At 36.4% G+C, this 17,442-nt stretch carries 15 protein-coding genes; 1 reads left to right on the top strand and 14 read right to left on the bottom strand.

Annotated elements, in window-relative coordinates; genetic code table 11:
* Positions 1–45: 45 nt before the first annotated feature.
* The 12 genes from P0N36_RS03675 to P0N36_RS03620 form a co-directional block, all read right to left on the bottom strand.
* Positions 46–873: an ATP-binding cassette domain-containing protein gene (locus P0N36_RS03675; protein ID WP_330683946.1), complete on the bottom strand. Its 828-nt coding sequence runs from the start codon at positions 871–873 to the stop codon at positions 46–48.
* The gene (locus tag P0N36_RS03670) at positions 776–3,079 is read right to left on the bottom strand and encodes a TrmO family methyltransferase domain-containing protein (RefSeq protein ID WP_275841479.1); all 2,304 of its coding nucleotides are present in this window, start codon (positions 3,077–3,079) and stop codon (positions 776–778) included. The genes P0N36_RS03675 and P0N36_RS03670 overlap by 98 nt, the downstream gene beginning before the upstream one ends.
* Positions 3,080–3,177: 98 nt before the next feature.
* Complete coding sequence (locus P0N36_RS03665; RefSeq protein ID WP_275841478.1) at positions 3,178–4,332, bottom strand: MFS transporter; 1,155 nt, start codon at positions 4,330–4,332, stop codon at positions 3,178–3,180.
* 109 nt (positions 4,333–4,441) lie between these two features.
* Positions 4,442–5,269, bottom strand: coding sequence for an exodeoxyribonuclease III (locus P0N36_RS03660; RefSeq protein ID WP_275841477.1), 828 nt, complete (start codon positions 5,267–5,269; stop codon positions 4,442–4,444).
* A 98-nt stretch (positions 5,270–5,367) separates the two neighbouring features.
* Entirely contained in the window at positions 5,368–5,532 is a 165-nt protein-coding gene (locus P0N36_RS03655; protein WP_275841476.1) for a hypothetical protein, read from the bottom strand.
* A gap of 602 nt (positions 5,533–6,134) precedes the next feature.
* Positions 6,135–6,914 (bottom strand): alpha/beta fold hydrolase, encoded by a 780-nt coding sequence (locus tag P0N36_RS03650; protein ID WP_275841475.1) that lies wholly within the window; start codon positions 6,912–6,914, stop codon positions 6,135–6,137.
* A 63-nt stretch (positions 6,915–6,977) separates the two neighbouring features.
* A complete protein-coding gene (locus tag P0N36_RS03645) occupies positions 6,978–8,396 on the bottom strand; it encodes an MATE family efflux transporter (protein ID WP_275841474.1) in 1,419 nt (472 codons plus the stop codon).
* Between the two features lie 128 nt (positions 8,397–8,524).
* On the bottom strand, positions 8,525–9,685 hold the full coding sequence (alr, locus tag P0N36_RS03640; RefSeq protein WP_275841473.1) for an alanine racemase: 1,161 nt from the start codon (positions 9,683–9,685) through the stop codon (positions 8,525–8,527).
* A 20-nt stretch (positions 9,686–9,705) separates the two neighbouring features.
* Positions 9,706–11,244 carry an NAD(P)H-hydrate dehydratase gene (locus P0N36_RS03635; protein WP_275841472.1) on the bottom strand — a complete coding sequence of 513 codons (1,539 nt, stop codon included), beginning with the start codon at positions 11,242–11,244 and terminating at the stop codon, positions 9,706–9,708.
* Entirely contained in the window at positions 11,225–11,611 is a 387-nt protein-coding gene (acpS, locus tag P0N36_RS03630) for a holo-ACP synthase (RefSeq protein ID WP_275841471.1), read from the bottom strand. Before acpS ends, P0N36_RS03635 begins: the two co-directional genes overlap by 20 nt.
* Positions 11,608–12,207 carry a hypothetical protein gene (locus tag P0N36_RS03625; RefSeq protein WP_275841470.1) on the bottom strand — a complete coding sequence of 200 codons (600 nt, stop codon included), beginning with the start codon at positions 12,205–12,207 and terminating at the stop codon, positions 11,608–11,610. The genes acpS and P0N36_RS03625 overlap by 4 nt, the downstream gene beginning before the upstream one ends.
* Before the next feature lie 178 nt (positions 12,208–12,385).
* The gene (locus tag P0N36_RS03620) at positions 12,386–13,018 is read right to left on the bottom strand and encodes a redox-sensing transcriptional repressor Rex (RefSeq protein ID WP_275841469.1); all 633 of its coding nucleotides are present in this window, start codon (positions 13,016–13,018) and stop codon (positions 12,386–12,388) included.
* Positions 13,019–13,188: 170 nt separating this feature from the next.
* On the opposite strand from P0N36_RS03620, the gene P0N36_RS03615 reads away from it, so the two are divergent.
* Positions 13,189–15,114 (top strand): ABC-F family ATP-binding cassette domain-containing protein, encoded by a 1,926-nt coding sequence (locus tag P0N36_RS03615; RefSeq protein WP_275841468.1) that lies wholly within the window; start codon positions 13,189–13,191, stop codon positions 15,112–15,114.
* 91 nt (positions 15,115–15,205) lie between these two features.
* Here P0N36_RS03615 and P0N36_RS03610 read toward each other — a convergent pair whose 3' ends face one another.
* Positions 15,206–15,904, bottom strand: a complete 699-nt coding sequence (locus P0N36_RS03610) for a GntR family transcriptional regulator (protein ID WP_275841467.1) — start codon at positions 15,902–15,904, stop codon at positions 15,206–15,208.
* Between the two features lie 27 nt (positions 15,905–15,931).
* Positions 15,932–17,122, bottom strand: a complete 1,191-nt coding sequence (locus P0N36_RS03605; protein WP_330683942.1) for an isocitrate/isopropylmalate family dehydrogenase — start codon at positions 17,120–17,122, stop codon at positions 15,932–15,934.
* Positions 17,123–17,442 lie beyond the last annotated feature (320 nt).

Raw genomic sequence — 17,442 nt, 5'->3', positions numbered from 1 at the left:
TAATTAGTATTTTTGACAATCCTTAAGACATAAGGGCAGCGCTGATTAAAGAGAGACACTCTGATAACCGACTTTAGTGATATGCCCTCCCTGATTTCCTCCTGTTGGGCCAAGCTCTATAATGTAATCACATGCCTTAATCATTTTAATGTTGTGTTCAATGACAATAATAGTTGCACCTTTTTCTTTCAGATCTGTTAAAACAGATATCACTTTTTCAACATCTTCTTCATCTAGACCGGTCGTTGGTTCATCTAATATATATAAGATGCTTTTGCATTCTCTTTTATATAGCTCTTTTGCCAGCTTTATTCTTTGTGCTTCACCACCTGAAAGTGTTGATGCACTTTGACCAAGCTTTAGATAACCTAATCCAACTTGGTCTAACATAGAGAGTTGTTGGGCAATTTCCTTCTCTTCTTCAAAAACCTCTATTAAATCATGAACCTCAGTATCAAGAAGATCCCCTATTGATAAATTCTTCCTTTTGACTTCTAACACTTCATTACAATATCTCTTACCATGACATTTATTACAATATACATATAAATCATCCATATAATGCATGTTCACAGATACTTCACCTAGACCACTACATTCTAGACACTGTCCTTTAGAAGAATTAAAACTGAAATGTGCTTTAGATAATTGCATATTTTTTGCCTGTTCTGTATCTGCATAACACTTTCTAATTAAATCAAATACCCCTGTATAGGTTCCGGGTTTGGATCTTGAATTGTTACCTATTGGTTTTTGATTAACATAAGATACATCCTCAAAGGATTCCAAACCATTTATGGACTCCAAACGTCCCATTTCTTCCATGTTTTTTCCAAGAGATTTCATCATATATGGGTATAAGGTTTTTGATATTAGACTGCTTTTTCCCGAACCACTTACACCAAATAGCTTCCATCAAAAACTTGTAATCCTTAGGATGTAAGCCTTTGGATGGTTCATCCATAATATATAAAATATTCGTTAATCCTGTGCCAAATTGTGTCGCTAATTTAAGGCGTTGGGCTTCTCCTCCTGATAGACTTGGTATACTTCTATCAAGAGCTATATAGCTTAATCCTACATCTATGATTCTTTTTAATCTTTGATTAAATTTAATAAAAAGCATTTTCGTTTTATCCTGCTGCGTCTTATTAAGTTGTATGAAGATTCTATGGCACCATATACGAAGTTGCTCTATATTCAGATGGACTATCTCCACATATCTATAACCAAGAATATTGACCAATCTACCTTCTTGTCTTAATCGTTCCCCCTGACAAATACTACATGTTTGTTTAGACATATATTTCTGTGCTTGTTCTACCATTCTTGAAGAACTCGTATCATGCGTTAGTCGCTCAATGAGGTTAACCGCGCCTTCTACCGGCCTTGTAATAATGCCACTTCTACCTTTTGAATTTTTGTATTGCAAGCTTACTTCTCGTCCATTTGAACCATAAAAGAATTGCTGCTTAAATTCTTCCGGTAATTCCCTAAATGATCCTTCCAAATCCACTTTCAAATCGTCCGCTAAGGCTAATATTTCTCCACGCATCCAATTTGCATTTGGTGCTTTTCTATGTTTTCTTAAATCACCATACAAGGAAGACGCACCATCTAACAATGATCTTTCGGGATATTCAACAATCTTTTCCCGATCAATGCGCATTTCTACGCCCAAACCTTTACATACTTGACACATGTAATCAGGATGATTGTAGCTGAACAACTGGGGTGTAGGGTCAAATAAAACCTCACCACAATTATTACAAACATTAGAATCACCAACAACACTATGACAAGTTGGACATAAGCGCTCCCCGATTATTGAAAATATTAATTTTAAAATATCTGCAATCTTAGTAACTGTCCCTACTGTGGACCTAGGATTGGCACCCAATATCCTTTGTTCAATAGCTATAGCCGGTTGTAGTCCCGTAATTCTATCTACAAAAGCCTCTGAAAATGTGTCGTTTAACATCTGATTGGATAAGACCAAATCCATAAATTGCTTTTGACTTTCAGCATATATCGTATCAAAAGCTAGACTGGATTTACCACTTCCACTCACACCTGTAATTAGGGTAATACTGTTTTTGGGAATGGATAGATATATGTTTTTTAGATTATGTATATGGGCATTAAATATATGAATCTCTTTATCATCATAATCATTCTCAACTTGTTGATTCATCTCAAGTTCATCACACAATTCTATGTTGTCAAAATCTATGGCTCTTTCAAGAAGGTTTTCTTTCGTTGCGAGATTAATTTCCTTTGCTTGTTCAAAGCTTTTGTACCCAGTCCAGTGGGATACCCAAGGTGGCACATTAGCATCCTCTACCATATCAATTGATGGTTGATAGAACATCAGTTGAAATATCTTTGATCCTAAGAAACCATCAAAACCTAATACATCAATGGTACCGGTATGATAATCCACCTCTTCTACAAGTACAAGGGTTGACCCCATTGGATTGGGTCTAATAGGTGACCTTGTAGCAAATATACCCATTCTGGGGGCATCGTTGTAAGGCGGATTGCACATTCTTGTTTTTCTATAAGAATCTTTATCAAACCGATCAAACCACCATAACACTCGGATATAGTCACCTTTCTTAATCCTTTGAATGTGATTTGATTCCCTTTTAATATCTTCAACTAAATTTTTGTTAAGTTGAATAAGGGTTCGCTTTCCATACACCAAATACGTGCCAATAACATAGTCTTTATAATTTAGACAAAATCTATTTCTTGATTCTTTAGCTTCTAGTATTACCTCTTCTACCGGAAAATATGGTTTAATATCTACAAGCTGTCCCGAATCTAAGTCCATGTATTTTTTATGTGCATCTAAATCATTTGGAGGTATTTTAAGGTTCAACTGACTTTTAAATTCACTCATTCCAAGAATTTGTGCTACATATACTTCAATTCTATCTTCCATAAGAGAAAACAACATACAATGGGAAAACATATCCAACTTATTCAATGCTTTATCATACCCATCATGTAGATTTACAGTTATTTCTTTCTTAATAGAATCAACACGTACCCTACCAATTTCCAACCACTTCATAATAGCCCTCCATATCCGGTTAAATATCTATATCCATTATATCTAAAATGGGTATAGAATACTTTTCCATTACTGCTATTATCTAAGTACTCAACTTTCTAATTTAGATTCTTTCTTAAACGCTCACTGCTTATAATCATACCAACAGCGAATATTAGTAATGCATAAGGTAGGATTTTTAAGGTTAAGACAGAAGCAACCGCTCCAAGAAGTGGTGGCATAAATGTACTTCCTACATATGCAAACGCCATGGAAAGTCCTATTATAGATTGTGATGCAACCTTACCGAAACGTTCAGGTGTTAGATGTATCATACTCGGATAAATCGGTGCACAACCAAGACCAATTAGAAGCAAACCTGACATACTTATAATTGACGGCAAAGGCAATATTAAAAAGAAAACCCCTCCAAGAATCATAACCAAACCGCCTCTAATAAGCGTTTCTCCTTTTATTTTATCCGCAATGATTCCGGACAAGAATCTACCTAGTGTTATACCACCATAGTACATCGATGTCCATAAAGCGGCACTAGCAGGTGATATGCCTCTTTGTGTAGTTAAATAACTGGCTGCCCACAAACCTGTACCTGCTTCCAATGAACAGTAAAATAAAAATGTAACAAGAACTAATTTTACGCCTTTAATCTTAAAAGCTTTGCGATTAGATATAAAGGTCATCTCTTCATGTTCATCTTTCGACACATCTATTGCAAATCTTTTCCACATGGGTAATGTGAGGAATAATACAACAACCAAAGCAAACTGAATGATCCCAACGACTGTATACCCATCTCTCCAAGTACCATTACTAGCTATAATTACTCCTAGAATTAAAGGTCCCCCCGATGCGCCTACACCCCAAAAACAATGAAGCCAATTCATATGACGTGGTTTGTAATGCAGTGCAACAAAGTTATTCAGCGCAGCATCAACGGCTCCAGCTCCTAACCCAAGTGGTATGGCACATAACATAAGCATCCATATTGCACTGGATAGCGAAAAGCCTATAAGTGCAATCGCCGTCATCGTAACACTCACGGCAACAACTTTTCCTGTACCAAATTTACGAATAACTCTGGACGATAATAAACTGGATAAAATAGTGCCTCCGCTGATGATCATAGCGATTGCCCCGGCAAACTCTATAGATACCCCAAACTCCAAGTGCATGACTGTCCATGAGGAACCCAGTAATGCATCCGGCAATCCTAGACTGATAAATGCTAAATAAATTATGATTAAAAGCGACATGATGTTTTCTCCTAGTATTTTTCCAAATAGTTGTTAGAAGACCGTAGACCGGAGGGACTAGACCGGAGGTAGACCGGACGGTTCTCTTGGTTCCTCCTTCGTCCTTTGGTCATAACGCAATGTCCAACATAGTGGGCGCATGGTCTTGCCTATCGCCAGAGTCCAATATCTCAGATTTAGCAATTCTATCCGTTAGCCGATTACTAACGAGCCAATAATCAATCCTCCAACCGGTGTTATTGATTTTGCTTGTTTTTACCCGTTGTGCCCACCAGGAGTATATACCTGTCACATCACCATGAACGTACCTAAAAGTATCTGTAAACCCCTTACTCAGTAAATTTGTAAAGCCTTCACGTTCTTCATCCGTAAAACCGGCTGACATATGATTGCTCTGAGGGTTAGCTAGGTCAATCTCATTATGGGCTACATTATAGTCCCCTGTTGCTATAACCGGTTTTATTTTATCTAGTTTTTGAAGGTACTTGGCATACTTTGCGTCCCATACTTGTCTTTCTTTCAATCTTCTAAGCCCATCGCCTGCATTAGGGGTATAGACTTGAGTAAGATAAAATGCCCCAAAATCTAAGGTCATAATTCTTCCTTCAAAATCCATGGTATCTGGAGCCTCAATCTCTGGAAAATCAACTTTTGGGGTGTATTTGTCCTTATATAAAAACATGGTCCCCGCATAACCTTTTCTAGCTGGCGCCATAGAGCTTCGCCATTTATAAGTATATCCTTTAAATAAGGTTTCTAAACATTCAATATGCTTCTTGCTTGGCCCCTTTTCAGGTAACTTCGTTTCTTGCAAAGCAATAACATCTGGATCCTTCTCTAATATTGTAGCAATTACTTTTCTTGTAAGCACTGCCCTATTAGAATCGCTTGTTAAAGCGGCATTTAATGAATCAATATTCCATGATATAAATCTCATAATTACTCCTTTTTTGCTATTATCTATATGTGACATTTTATCTCTCTATTACAATTTATGTCAAGATAATTCATATTTTTTGCTCATACAATAACAACTCATACCACGTAGGTCGGGTGATAATGAGGATTATTTAGCTCAATAACAACCTTACTCAGTTCTTTCTTAAGCGTTGTAAGTTCTTTCTTTCTGGCACTTTCACTTAAAGTATCTTTAATAGCCTGTATAAACTCTTCTATGATTTTTCTGTTATGCTGGCACATTTCATTAAAGACTTTAACAAAACTTCCTCAATTACAGTTCCATGAATGCCTTTACTATCTGGACAATACTTTTTTCCATGTTGCAATTACGCTTAGTTCTAATGGCTTGGGTTTTTCGAAGGTTTCTTTACTGACAATAGGTTGGTCGCGTTAATTTGCTGTCGAAAAAGTAAGGATAGAGAAATCCTAATGAGATATCATGAGTTCTTTGAAAACCATCTTACCATAGTTTTGAAATTTATTGTACCTTTTCCATAAATTTTGCATGCTTAAAAAGCCAGCCCATTTAGGATTTTGGCTACTAGACTTTAGTATATCTAAATTCGTCGGCTAAAACCCTTCCATGACTACTTTATCCTCTACACATCTGGTTTTAGTTTTTCTTATCTGTTCGAGTCTACTGTCCATATCTGCCCAGTCTGTGGCAATCTTAAATACCCTTTTTATAGCTTCTTTGTCCTAAAACTTATGCCATGTTAAATGAAATTTATCAGGTCTTTATCAGAGATTCTGAATAGTTAGTAATGTACAATTAGTTATGGGCATAAAAAAATAGTCCCTCTCAACGTTCTAATTTGAAAGGGATTATTTTAATCATTTGATTATTCAAGACTCTCAAGAATCTTTTTAGCGATGAAATCTGTCTCATCTAGGTGAACATAATGATGAGCATCTAGAAGAAAACTTTCATCTGAGTAATCCGAAAGGATTTTTTGCCAATCTTCGTCATTCTCTGAAGAGATGAAGGTGTAGATGGGTACATTGGGTCGGTCATTATTTAAAACCAATTGACTGTTTTCTTCAAGGCTACGGTATTCTTCCCACATGTTCTTAGTCATCACTCTCCGCATGAATAATGTACAAGCAATTTCAGTTTCATTTTCATTTAAATGGCCTTTTTTAATGGCGAAGAAATTATCTTCACAAACACCTGGTTGCTGTCGCATGAGTCCACTTCTTGCTAAGAAGGTAATGAATGGTGATAAAGGATTGTCCATTTCCTCCTGTTGTTCATAGTATCCCGGTACTAAAGGATCTAAACCGAAAATGTTACTAACTTCCTCAGGGTATTCTTGCGCCCAATAAATTGCTTCTATACCCGCTAAAGAATGTGGTACTAAGTTATAAGGACCTTCAATGCCTGCTAGTTTAAGTGCCTGACGACTTTCTTCTAAAACAGTCCTAAGATCCCTATCATTAGATGTAATATCACTCCAGCCGTATCCTGGTCGTTCAATAATAACTATTTGATGATTATCTAAAAATTTTTCATATAGAACTTTAAAGTCATAATAAGGTGAACTGGTGCCAAGACCAGACATAAAGACAAATGTATTCGGACCTTCTCCTTCACTATAAACATGAATTGGATGATCATTCACCTCTACTAGTTGGGTGGACTGATGTGACAGCAAATTTTTGTATCTATTACAGCCTGATACCTGTTAATCCTCAAAAATAAGATTATTGATCCATTTCTTAGACCATACTCTGTAAAGTCCAATAGATACTTTAACAACTTCTTCTGTCAGTGCCAGCATATAGACATACTGAATTTCTAATTTCCACACGAAGCCGCCTAAGAAAACTAAGGGTACGGCCACAAGCCATACTGCGCCGCCATCTAAATACATTGCAAACGTCGTATCGCCACCACTTCTTAAGATTCCGACGATGATGAGCATATTCAGTCCCTTTATCACTGTTACTACAGCCAGTACTCGAATACAGTTTTGAATGTATGTGGCTACAAGAGGCTCGACTTGGAAAAAGTTTGCCAGTGGTCCTGAAGCAAGAAATAAAATAACACTCATGCTCAGACCAATAATAACCATAATCTTCACCAACTTCTTTGCATAGTAAAAGACCTGCGTCATATCCCCCGTACCCATTTGATTACCTAGGATTACACCTGAAGCATTACCTAAGCTATAGATAAAGAAAAAAGTCATTTGCTCTATGGTTTTGGTAATACCCATAGCCGCCATTACAGATTCACCCATGCGACCATAGACCAAGTCATACATGGTAACACCAACTGCCCATATTAGCTCGTTAAAGATGACTGGCAATACTGTTTTTATATATTTTGCAAAAAAAATCTTATTAATATCTAGTAGTTCATTGAGTCGAGCTGCTGCTACTTCATTGTTACGATAGATGATACCCATAAGTAAAGCAAATTCCAATCCACGAGCAATAACCGTCGCAATAGCCGCCCCTGATACACCAAGGGCAGGTGCGCCAAGATTACCATATATTAATACCCAATTGAGAAAGGTGTTGAGTATTATTGCAATTATGCTGATCTTCATGGGTAGCTTTACATTGCCCGTACTTCTTAGTATAAAAACATAGGCAAAAGTAATAGAAGTCGGTATATAACTGAATCCGATAATCCTCAAATAACTTGCACCTTCTGATATTGCACCGGGTTGATTTGTGAAGATTCTCATCACCATCTCAGGTACGAATAAGGCGGCTGTCGTAAACAAGAAAGCACCGCTTATGCCGAGCATGAGACATATTCCAAGCACCCTTCTAATGTTTTTCACATCCTTGACGCCCCAATACTGAGCGGTCAAAATAGATGAACCGCTACTGATGCCAAATAGAAAGAGAAAGAGTATAAAAAATAGCTTATTTGCTGCTGTAACACCTGCAATAGAGGCTGTACTGAGCGAACTGATCATAAATGTGTCAATTAGGTTTAATGAAGATGTGACAAGGTTTTGGAGTGCCATAGGCATAGCAATAGCAAATAGCTTTGCATAAAAATGTCTTCTAACATCGATATCACTTGCATGACTGGCATTTTCAATGATTTTTATTTCCTCAATAATTTTATTTTTGCGTTTTTTCATTTTTTTGTCTCTTATCCTTTATATTATTGGCTCGGCAGACTAAAACAGACATAAGCCTTCACTTATATCTGCTTCCTACCGAGTTATTATAACCATTTTATATTATGGCTTCATTTTTTATTTAACACTTAAAAATAATCAATGGATAGAACTGGCTTTTGATTCTTATAATACACCCGTGGGATTCTTTTTCCCAGCTGACAAACCACTTCATAATTAATGGTGTTCATATAGGAGGCTATTTCTTCTACAGATATATGTTGACCCTTCATCTCTCCAATGAGTACCACTTCATCACCTTCTTTAACACCTTCTATGTCTGTCACATCTACCATAAACTGGTCCATACAAATACGTCCGATAGCCGGAGCATAAGAACCGTGAATCAGCACCCGACCCTTTGATGACAGGGCCCTTGGGTAACCATCACCATAGCCTACAGGTATAGTGGCTACTATGGTTTTTCTACTGGTCACATACGTACCGCCATAAGAAATCGGCATGCCTTTATCCATTTCTTTGAGTAGAATAATATTGCTCTTAAGGGTTAAGGCTGGTTTAAGCTTAATGGATGTATGATTCACTTCATCTGAAGGATATAGGCCATATAGAGCAATTCCAACGCGTACCATATTAAACTCAGCCTGCTGCACTTCTATTAATCCTGCACTGTTTGACATATGTATGTCATAGTATTCAATTCCTGCTTCTTTAAGTTTGGCGATAAAACTTTGAAAGACTTTTAACTGATTATGACTTATACTATGATCGGATTCATCTGCTCTTGAAAAATGGGTGAATATTCCTTCTATTTCAAGCATAGGTAATTTAGATATTTTTTTTATAACTTGTAGAGATTGATCGTCTGGCATAAAACCTATTCGACCCATTCCTGTATCTATTTTAATATGAATACGTGCCCTCTTACCCAACTGCATTGCGACTGCTGAAAGCTTTTCAGCCATATCTAAGCGAAAAACCGTTTGAGTGATGTCATGTTTGACCATATCATGATAATCATCTTCACTAGTATATCCTAATACCAATATGGGACAATGTATTTTGTTTTTTCTAAGTAGAACGGCTTCATGAGAAGCTGCTACTGCAAAGGCATCTACACCTTCTTCACTTAAAGTTTTAGCTATAGGTATTGCACCATGGCCATAGCCATCTGCCTTAATCACACTACAAATCTTAGTGTCATCTGATAGATATTTTTTAATTTCTCTATAATTATGTATAATGGCGTCTAAATTGATTTCTGCTATGACACGCTGATAATGCCTCATCCATCTGTCTCCTTAATCTTCTATTCTTCTCTGTTTTGACTATCTGTACTCATCATAATCTTTGGAATGGCATCTATTATATTATGAGCCATCAAACCATGTCGTCCTATATTTCTATATGCTAAATCACCCGATAAACTGTGTATGGCTACGCCTAAAACACCACTTTCAAATGGTTCTATACCTTGTCCAACAAGACTAGCTATGATGCCGGCCAGTACATCTCCTGAACCGGCTGTCGCCATGCCATCATTGCCGCAAAGATTAATACAGCAAAGACCCTCTTGATTACAGACCACCGTACGATGGCTTTTTAAAACTGTAATGACTTGATTGGATTTAGAAAATGCTTGTGCAAATTCCACTGTATTTTCATTAATCGCTTCAGTAGGGAATTTCGTAAGTCTTGACATTTCACCAATATGTGGCGTCATAATAATAGGCGCAGATGATTCTAAAAGAATATCAAAATTTGCAGAGAGCAAGTTAAGAGCATCCGCATCCATAATAATTGGTACATAGGGTTGTAAAAGTACAAAAGCTAAAAGATGTTGAGCTGATTCTGATTGTCCAAGTCCAGGACCAATAAGTACTGCATCATAGGATTCTATCTGTTGACTTACGGTTTCAATGGCTTTTTCTATACTTTCACAATCATCTTGATATGTTTTTATGATGGCTTCCGGCAATGCACATTGCAGGCTGATACGGCAGCTTTCATGGGTTAGAATCTCAACCAATCCAGTACCTGTCCTATATGCGGCCATGGCAGCCATATAAGCAGCACCCGACATATCTTTGGATCCTGCGATAATCAATACTTTCCCATATGTGAACTTGTGGCCATCGGTTTTTCTTGAGGGTAAGCGTCTTATCGTATCTTGATCAATGGTTTCGTATTCAAAAACAAAACCTTCCAACACTTTCTGCGGTATCCCTATGTCAACAACCTTAAGTCGTTCACTTGCTTTTGCACCTGGGTACAGGATATTGCCAAGTTTTGGTAAGGTGAATGTAACCGTCAAACTTGCCTTTACGCACGCGCCCATGATTTTTCCATTATCACTATTAACACCGGATGGTATATCTACACTAATGACATATGCCTTCTTTTTATTTATTCTCTCTATGACTTCTAGATAACCCTCAGAAACCTCACGATTGCAACCTGTACCAAAAATAGCATCCACAATAACATCACAGTTTTGAAATAAGTGATCTAGTTTTTTTTCACTACAAACTTCATACCAAAAAAGCCCGGTTTCAATATGAGCTAAACTATCGTACATAATTTTTGCATCATTTTTAAGATGTAAGGGATTGCCAACACCAAGAACTGTTACCTTTTCACCTCTCTGAATCAAATTTCTGGCAATAGCAAAGCCATCTCCGCCATTATTGCCAACGCCACACACAACCAGTATTGACTTGCGATCTTTAGAGACCACATCACACACAGCCATAGCTGCATGTTCCATTAAAACTATCCCAGGGATTGCATAATCCTTGATTGTTGTCTGATCCATCAGTGCCACTTGATTACTCTTTGCTACAATCATATTTCTCTCCCAATACAACAACGGAAACCATTGACTTCGTATGTGAAACTGTAATGTGCCATTTGTCGATTCCCATTTGCTTTTCAATCTCTTTTGCTTGTCCGTACAACTTAATATAGGGTCTTCCAAGTTCATTTCTTAATATTTCTACATCTTTTAGACCAAACTCTCTAAACCCAGTCCCAAAAACTTTGGTTACAGCTTCTTTGGCAGAAAAATTCGCTGCAATGGTAGATGGGTTCATTTTTCTATCCCTAAATAGATTAAGTTCCGCTTTTGTAAAATATCTCGTTAAAAATTTTGGCCTAGATATTGCTTTAAGAATTCGTTCTATTTCTATCATATCATTACCTATGCCAACAATCATTCTTCACCTCCGAAGTAATGTGAATCCAATTGTTCAATAACTTCTAAACCGGCCAAATCATGCATAAATTCATAAAGCCTTGTATTCTCTTCATCCAAATCTTCTTTTTTACCAACAAGTTCTTTGACTTTATCATGTATGGTCTGAATTTCAGATTCAAGCCTTCTTTTCTTTTCTTTATTATGTATCATACGCTCATAGAAAATAATCATGCTTTCTTTAAGCAAGGTTTGATTCACTTTTTCTATTTCATGAGGTAGTTCTTGCTTTCTCTTTTCGTAGGCATCAAACTTACCATTAATCTCTTGAATATGCTTATGCTTTTTTTTCAGTTCCTTTGTGCCTTCTGCGTGCTTATCGTCAAAAGCAACAGACATACCCGAAATGATGTCATCCATCATCTTTTTTTTCAAAACTTTGTACGCTTTATATTCTGTATTAACCTTACCCTGTTCTTTTAATAGTTTATTCAGTTGACTTTCTAACATTTTTATTTTGTATGGTTTTCTACCTGTGAATAAACTGTGCCAATTCTGATCAAGTACGACTATGTGTTCGGATTTCTTTATCTGTATGTGAGGTTTTTTATCCATCATGACAACTCCTAACATCGTATTTGATGATTGCATTGTTAAAATAGGAAGGTTAAGTTAATCATAAAAAAAGATAGAAAAAATTCTGAGCTGAGTACCATCAACTTCAAACCATTTCCTATCTCTTATTATAACTTGACCAAGTATTAAATATGTTACAAACATGTTACATTTCAAACTTTTACTCAGAATCCTTAATTCGATAAGATAAAGTCATCAGACTTTCTGATAAGTGAACATTTTCAACCACCACATCATAGTTATTAATCTGTAAATCAACAGGTGCAAAATTCCATATACCTCTAATACCCCATTCACATAGATCATTGGCTATTGCAGGTGCTTTGTTTTTCGGGACGGTTAATATGGCTATATCAATGTTGTTTTCTACAACAAAATCTTTAAGTTGATCCATATCTTGTACATCCATGCCTCGAACAGATATCCCCACCAATCTTGGGTTGACATCAAAAAGTCCTTTTACTACAAAACCACGCTTTTCAAAATCTGTATAATTGGCTAAAGCCTGACCTAAGTTACCGGAACCTATTATAATCACACTGTAGTGATTCTCAAGCCCTAAAATCTTCGCAATCTCATTATACAGGTGACTTACATTATACCCATAACCTTGCTGACCAAACCCACCGAAATTATTTAAATCCTGACGGATTTGAGAAGCTGTAACACCCATACGTTGACTTAGTTCATTTGAGGAGATTCGAACGATATCATTCTCAAGTAGTTCTCCAAGATATCTATAATATCTAGGTAATCTTTTTATAACTGCTGTCGATATTCTCTTATCTGACATATCATTGCCCCCTTTCTTCCATATCTTAATACCATTATAGCTATTTGTTAAATAACTGTCAATTCTAATTGGTATATTGTTTATTTTGTACCTTACTTTCCTTTTTCTTTTCAATGGTTCTAATTAATGGTATGATAATGTCGAAACATAGATAGAGAAAGGATACAGTCATGATATTAAGTTGTAAAAATATTACTAAATCATTTATCGTAGATACCTTATTAAAGGATATTAATTTCATTATCAATGAAGGCGAAAAAGTAGCACTCATTGGAATCAACGGTGCCGGTAAAACCACACTTTTTAGAATCATTACCGGTGAACTTTTAGCTGATCGTGGTTCTGTCTATAAAGCTTCTGGTAAAACATTCGGCTATTTAAAGCAAAATGCATTATCCGATTCAAATCAGTCCCTTTACAAGACTGTTTACAATGCCAACGAGCAATTGGTTCATATAAAAAATGAACTTACCGATTTGGAAGAAAAAATTCATCTTCATGAAGGTGATCTTGATTTATTAGATAAACTTAATGAAGATTATGCTAAATTACGTCATCTTTTTGAATCCATTGATGGTTATCAATATGAAAGTCTAATCAAAGGTGTTCTAAAAGGTCTAGGCTTCTCACAAGACGACTTTGATCTTGAAGTGTCTAAACTATCCGGCGGTCAGAAGACAAGGCTGGCTCTTGCAAGAGAACTCATCTTAAATCCTGACTGTCTTATGTTAGATGAACCAACCAACCATCTAGATATGGATGCCATTCGCTGGCTAGAGGGATTCTTACAAGCCTATAAAGGTACCCTATTTATCATCTCTCATGATCGATTTTTTCTTGATCAAATTGTAAACAAAACCATAGAGATTGAAATGGGTAAAGCCATTGAATACCAAGGTAATTTCTCTGATTTTATGAAAAAAAAGGCTCATATTAAAGAAATCCAAGCTAAGCACTATGATCAACAACAAAAGACCATAAAGCAACAAGAAGATGTTATTAAAAAATTACGTTCATTTAATCGAGAAAAGTCTATTAAAAGAGCTGAAAGCCGTGAAAAACTATTAGAAAAAGTGGAACGTCTAGACCGACCTATGGAAGTTCATGCTGATATGCATCTTCAATTAAAACCCCGTTATGAAAGCGGGCATGATGTCATGAAAGTCATAGACCTATGTAAGTCTTTTGATCGTATAGAGCTTCTAGATCATATTCAGTTCGAAATAAAAAAAGGTGAGCATATTGCACTCATTGGTGATAACGGATCAGGTAAATCAACCCTTTTTAAAATCATCAACAAAGTTATGCAAGCCGATTCCGGTCAGATTCAGCTTGGTGCAAAAGTTAAAATAGGCTACTACGACCAGGAACATCAATTGTTAAACTCAGACAATACCTTAATAGAGGAAATATCTGACGCTTACCCTACACTCTCACAAGGAGAAATCCGTAACATCTTAGCATCCTATCTTTTTAAGAGTGATGATGTTTTTAAGCAGGTTTCAAAGTTAAGTGGTGGTGAAAAAGGCCGTTTGACCTTAGTAAAACTGATGCTGAGTGAAGCCAATTTCCTAATTTTGGACGAGCCTACTAACCATTTGGATTTGATTTCAAAGAGTATTCTAGAAAATGCGTTAATCGGTTATCAAGGTACGCTCTTGTTTATATCTCACGATCGCTATTTTGTCAATCGTGTCGCCCATAAAGTCATGCATTTGTCCGACAAAAAAATCAAAACCTATTTAGGTAATTATGATGAATTCTTAAGACAGCATGACATAAATAATTCAGAAGAAATAGCAGCACTTTCTGAGATAACAACAGAAAACAAATCCAACTGGTTAGATGATAAAGCCAAAAAAACCGAAAGACGAAGACTGGAAAACCTCCTTGAGAAGGCTGAGTTGGATATTCACAGCCACGAAGAGCAAATAGAGAACATACATCATCAGCTCTGTCTAGAAGCCGTATATACAGACCATGAAGCGGCTACTAGGCTCACCGAAGAGAAGTCAGTCCTTGAAGCCTCTCTTGAGAAGTTATATGAGTCATGGACGCAACATCATGATGCACTTGAAGAAATAAAGACGTCGTAATTCTGTGGATGGTTTTTCATAGGATCAGTTGAGACAAACCAAAAAAAGTAGCAACCTTAGACTTTCCTCCATGGTTACTACTTTTTTAATACTACTGATTATGATCCATATCCAAAATCTGAGCAATCTTTTTTTTACTAACATTTTGGGACGTATTCTCAATATGTTTATTGGTCAGTTCACTGGCTGTCTTGCCATTACCGATTTTTAGCGCCTCTAGGATGGCTTTGTGTTCTTTAATAGAAGCTTTTGCTCGATCCACAGAAGACAAAGACACTTTCCTGACCCGTTGTACATAATGATGAAAATCCGATAAAACATGTTTCATGATTTTGCTATTTGAAGCCTCGTATAGGATTTCATGGAATTTGTTATCTAATTCGTATAATTGATCAATGTGACCTTTTTCAAGGTGAAATTCTGATAAGTATACAACTTCCTCTAAATCATCAATCTGACTGGCTGTAATGTTCTCTGATGCCCATTTAGCACACAAACCTTCAATCATAGACCGTATAGCATAGATATCCTGAATGTCTTTTGCATTGATGCCAGTCACGATTGCACCTTTGTTAGGTATAATCGTGACCAAACCTTCAAGCTCTAGTTGTCTTAAGGCTTCTCTGACTGGTGTCCTGCTGACGCCTAGTTCTACAGCGACCTGCAACTCTTTAATAGCCTCTTTATGCTTATACCCACCTTTAAGGATGTCTTCTCGTATCTTGTGAAAAACACGACCCCTTAGTGAATATTTGTCATTAACTTCATCTTGAAGATTATAGCTGTCCAATACGCGCCTCCAATAAATATTTTTTTCTTATAATTTCTCTATGGTTTCCATGAGATAGTTTGCAAAATCTGCATTGGTGGCACCTGTATCTCTACCTGTCATCACCAATTTCTTTTCTGTTTGACCACAAATCTCAAGGGCTTTGAATAATTTATCTGCTTCCACAGTATAACCAATATGGCTTAGTAACATAGCACCACCACGAACAACACTAGAAGGATCAGCATATATATCTCTTCCTTCATCCACCATTCTAGGTGCTGAACCATGAATGGCTTCGAACATTGCATATCTCTTACCAATATTGGCTGAACCGGCCGTACCTACGCCACCTTGAAATTCTGCTGCTTCATCCGTCAGAATATCACCATATAAGTTAGGAAGCACCATTACTTGGAATTGTGTTCTTCTATTTTTATCAATCAGCTTTGCAGTCATGATATCAATGTACCAGTCGTCCATCTCTATACCTGGATAGTCTTTAGCAACTTCTTTACATACATTTAAGAATTTCCCATCTGAAGTCTTAATAACATTGGCTTTAGTCACACATGTAACACGTGTTTTTCCGTTCTTCTTAGCAAAATCAAAGGCTGCACGAGCAATTCTTTCGGCACCTTGTGTTGTAATAACTTTGAAGTCAAAAGCAATGTCTTCATCAATATGAATACCTTGACTTCCTAGTACATATGCGCCTTCTGTATTCTCTCTAAAAAACGTCCAGTCAATACCCTCTTCAGGAACTTTAACTGGTCTTACATTGGCAAAAAGATCCAGTTCCTTACGCATGGCTACATTAGCGCTTTCAATATTTGGCCATGGATCCCCTTCTCTTGGTGTCGTTGTTGGTCCTTTAAGGATAACATGACATTTTTTAAGATCTGCCAATACTTCATCCGGAATGGCTTTGTTCACTTCTGCTCTTTTCTCAATCGTTAAACCTTCAATTACTCTAAACTCAACTTTGCCTTTTTTGACTTCATCCGCAAGCAAAAATTCAAGCACACGCTGAGATTGAGCTGTAATTGCCGGACCAATACCATCACCACCGACAACACCAATAATGATCTTGTCTAAGCTTTTGTAATCAATGAAGTCACCTTGTTCCTTCATCTTAGCCACTCTAGCTTTCTGATTGTTGACAAGTGTCTCAAAATGTTTCAAATAATCCATTTTATTACCTCCGTTTGATGCCATAATTGGTTTGATTTGTCGCATTAGAACGACCGCCTTTATTATAACATTTATTCTTGATGCTTCACCTATGCAGATTAATTAATAAACATGCAACTTTAGTATTATTGTATACAATCATACAGTTTTTGTCAAGCTGACTGTTGTTTGTATTCTGTATTCTAATGGGTTGAATAGACAAAATTAACTGATATTTTAATTATCTTCTTTTGATTTATTTTTATTTTTCCACATTATCCACAGATTATGCACACTATTTCTAATTAATTATCTTTATGTATATAATATGTAAATATTCTGTTAAGAAATTATGAAGTTCAAGAAAATAAAAAAAGATCTCTAAG

Origin of the sequence: Petrocella sp. FN5 (assembly GCF_029210395.1) — a bacterium.
In the GTDB taxonomy this organism is placed as follows: domain Bacteria; phylum Bacillota; class Clostridia; order Lachnospirales; family Vallitaleaceae; genus Petrocella.
This window is presented reverse-complemented; position numbering and strand designations above follow the sequence as displayed.

Bases quoted from the DNA above. Each gene is read 5' to 3' on its own strand.
- P0N36_RS03670 (WP_275841479.1), bottom strand. From the start codon at position 3,079: ATGAAGTGGTTGGAAATTGGTAGGGTACGTGTTGATTCTATTAAGAAA.
- P0N36_RS03665 (WP_275841478.1), bottom strand. From the start codon at position 4,332: ATGTCGCTTTTAATCATAATTTATTTAGCATTTATCAGTCTAGGATTG.
- P0N36_RS03660 (WP_275841477.1), bottom strand. From the start codon at position 5,269: ATGAGATTTATATCATGGAATATTGATTCATTAAATGCCGCTTTAACA.
- P0N36_RS03655 (WP_275841476.1), bottom strand. From the start codon at position 5,532: ATGTGCCAGCATAACAGAAAAATCATAGAAGAGTTTATACAGGCTATT.
- P0N36_RS03645 (WP_275841474.1), bottom strand. From the start codon at position 8,396: ATGAAAAAACGCAAAAATAAAATTATTGAGGAAATAAAAATCATTGAA.
- alr (WP_275841473.1), bottom strand. From the start codon at position 9,685: ATGAGGCATTATCAGCGTGTCATAGCAGAAATCAATTTAGACGCCATT.
- P0N36_RS03635 (WP_275841472.1), bottom strand. From the start codon at position 11,244: ATGATTGTAGCAAAGAGTAATCAAGTGGCACTGATGGATCAGACAACA.
- acpS (WP_275841471.1), bottom strand. From the start codon at position 11,611: ATGATTGTTGGCATAGGTAATGATATGATAGAAATAGAACGAATTCTT.
- P0N36_RS03625 (WP_275841470.1), bottom strand. From the start codon at position 12,207: ATGATGGATAAAAAACCTCACATACAGATAAAGAAATCCGAACACATA.
- P0N36_RS03620 (WP_275841469.1), bottom strand. From the start codon at position 13,018: ATGTCAGATAAGAGAATATCGACAGCAGTTATAAAAAGATTACCTAGA.
- P0N36_RS03615 (WP_275841468.1), top strand. From the start codon at position 13,189: ATGATATTAAGTTGTAAAAATATTACTAAATCATTTATCGTAGATACC.
- P0N36_RS03605 (WP_330683942.1), bottom strand. From the start codon at position 17,122: ATGCGACAAATCAAACCAATTATGGCATCAAACGGAGGTAATAAAATG.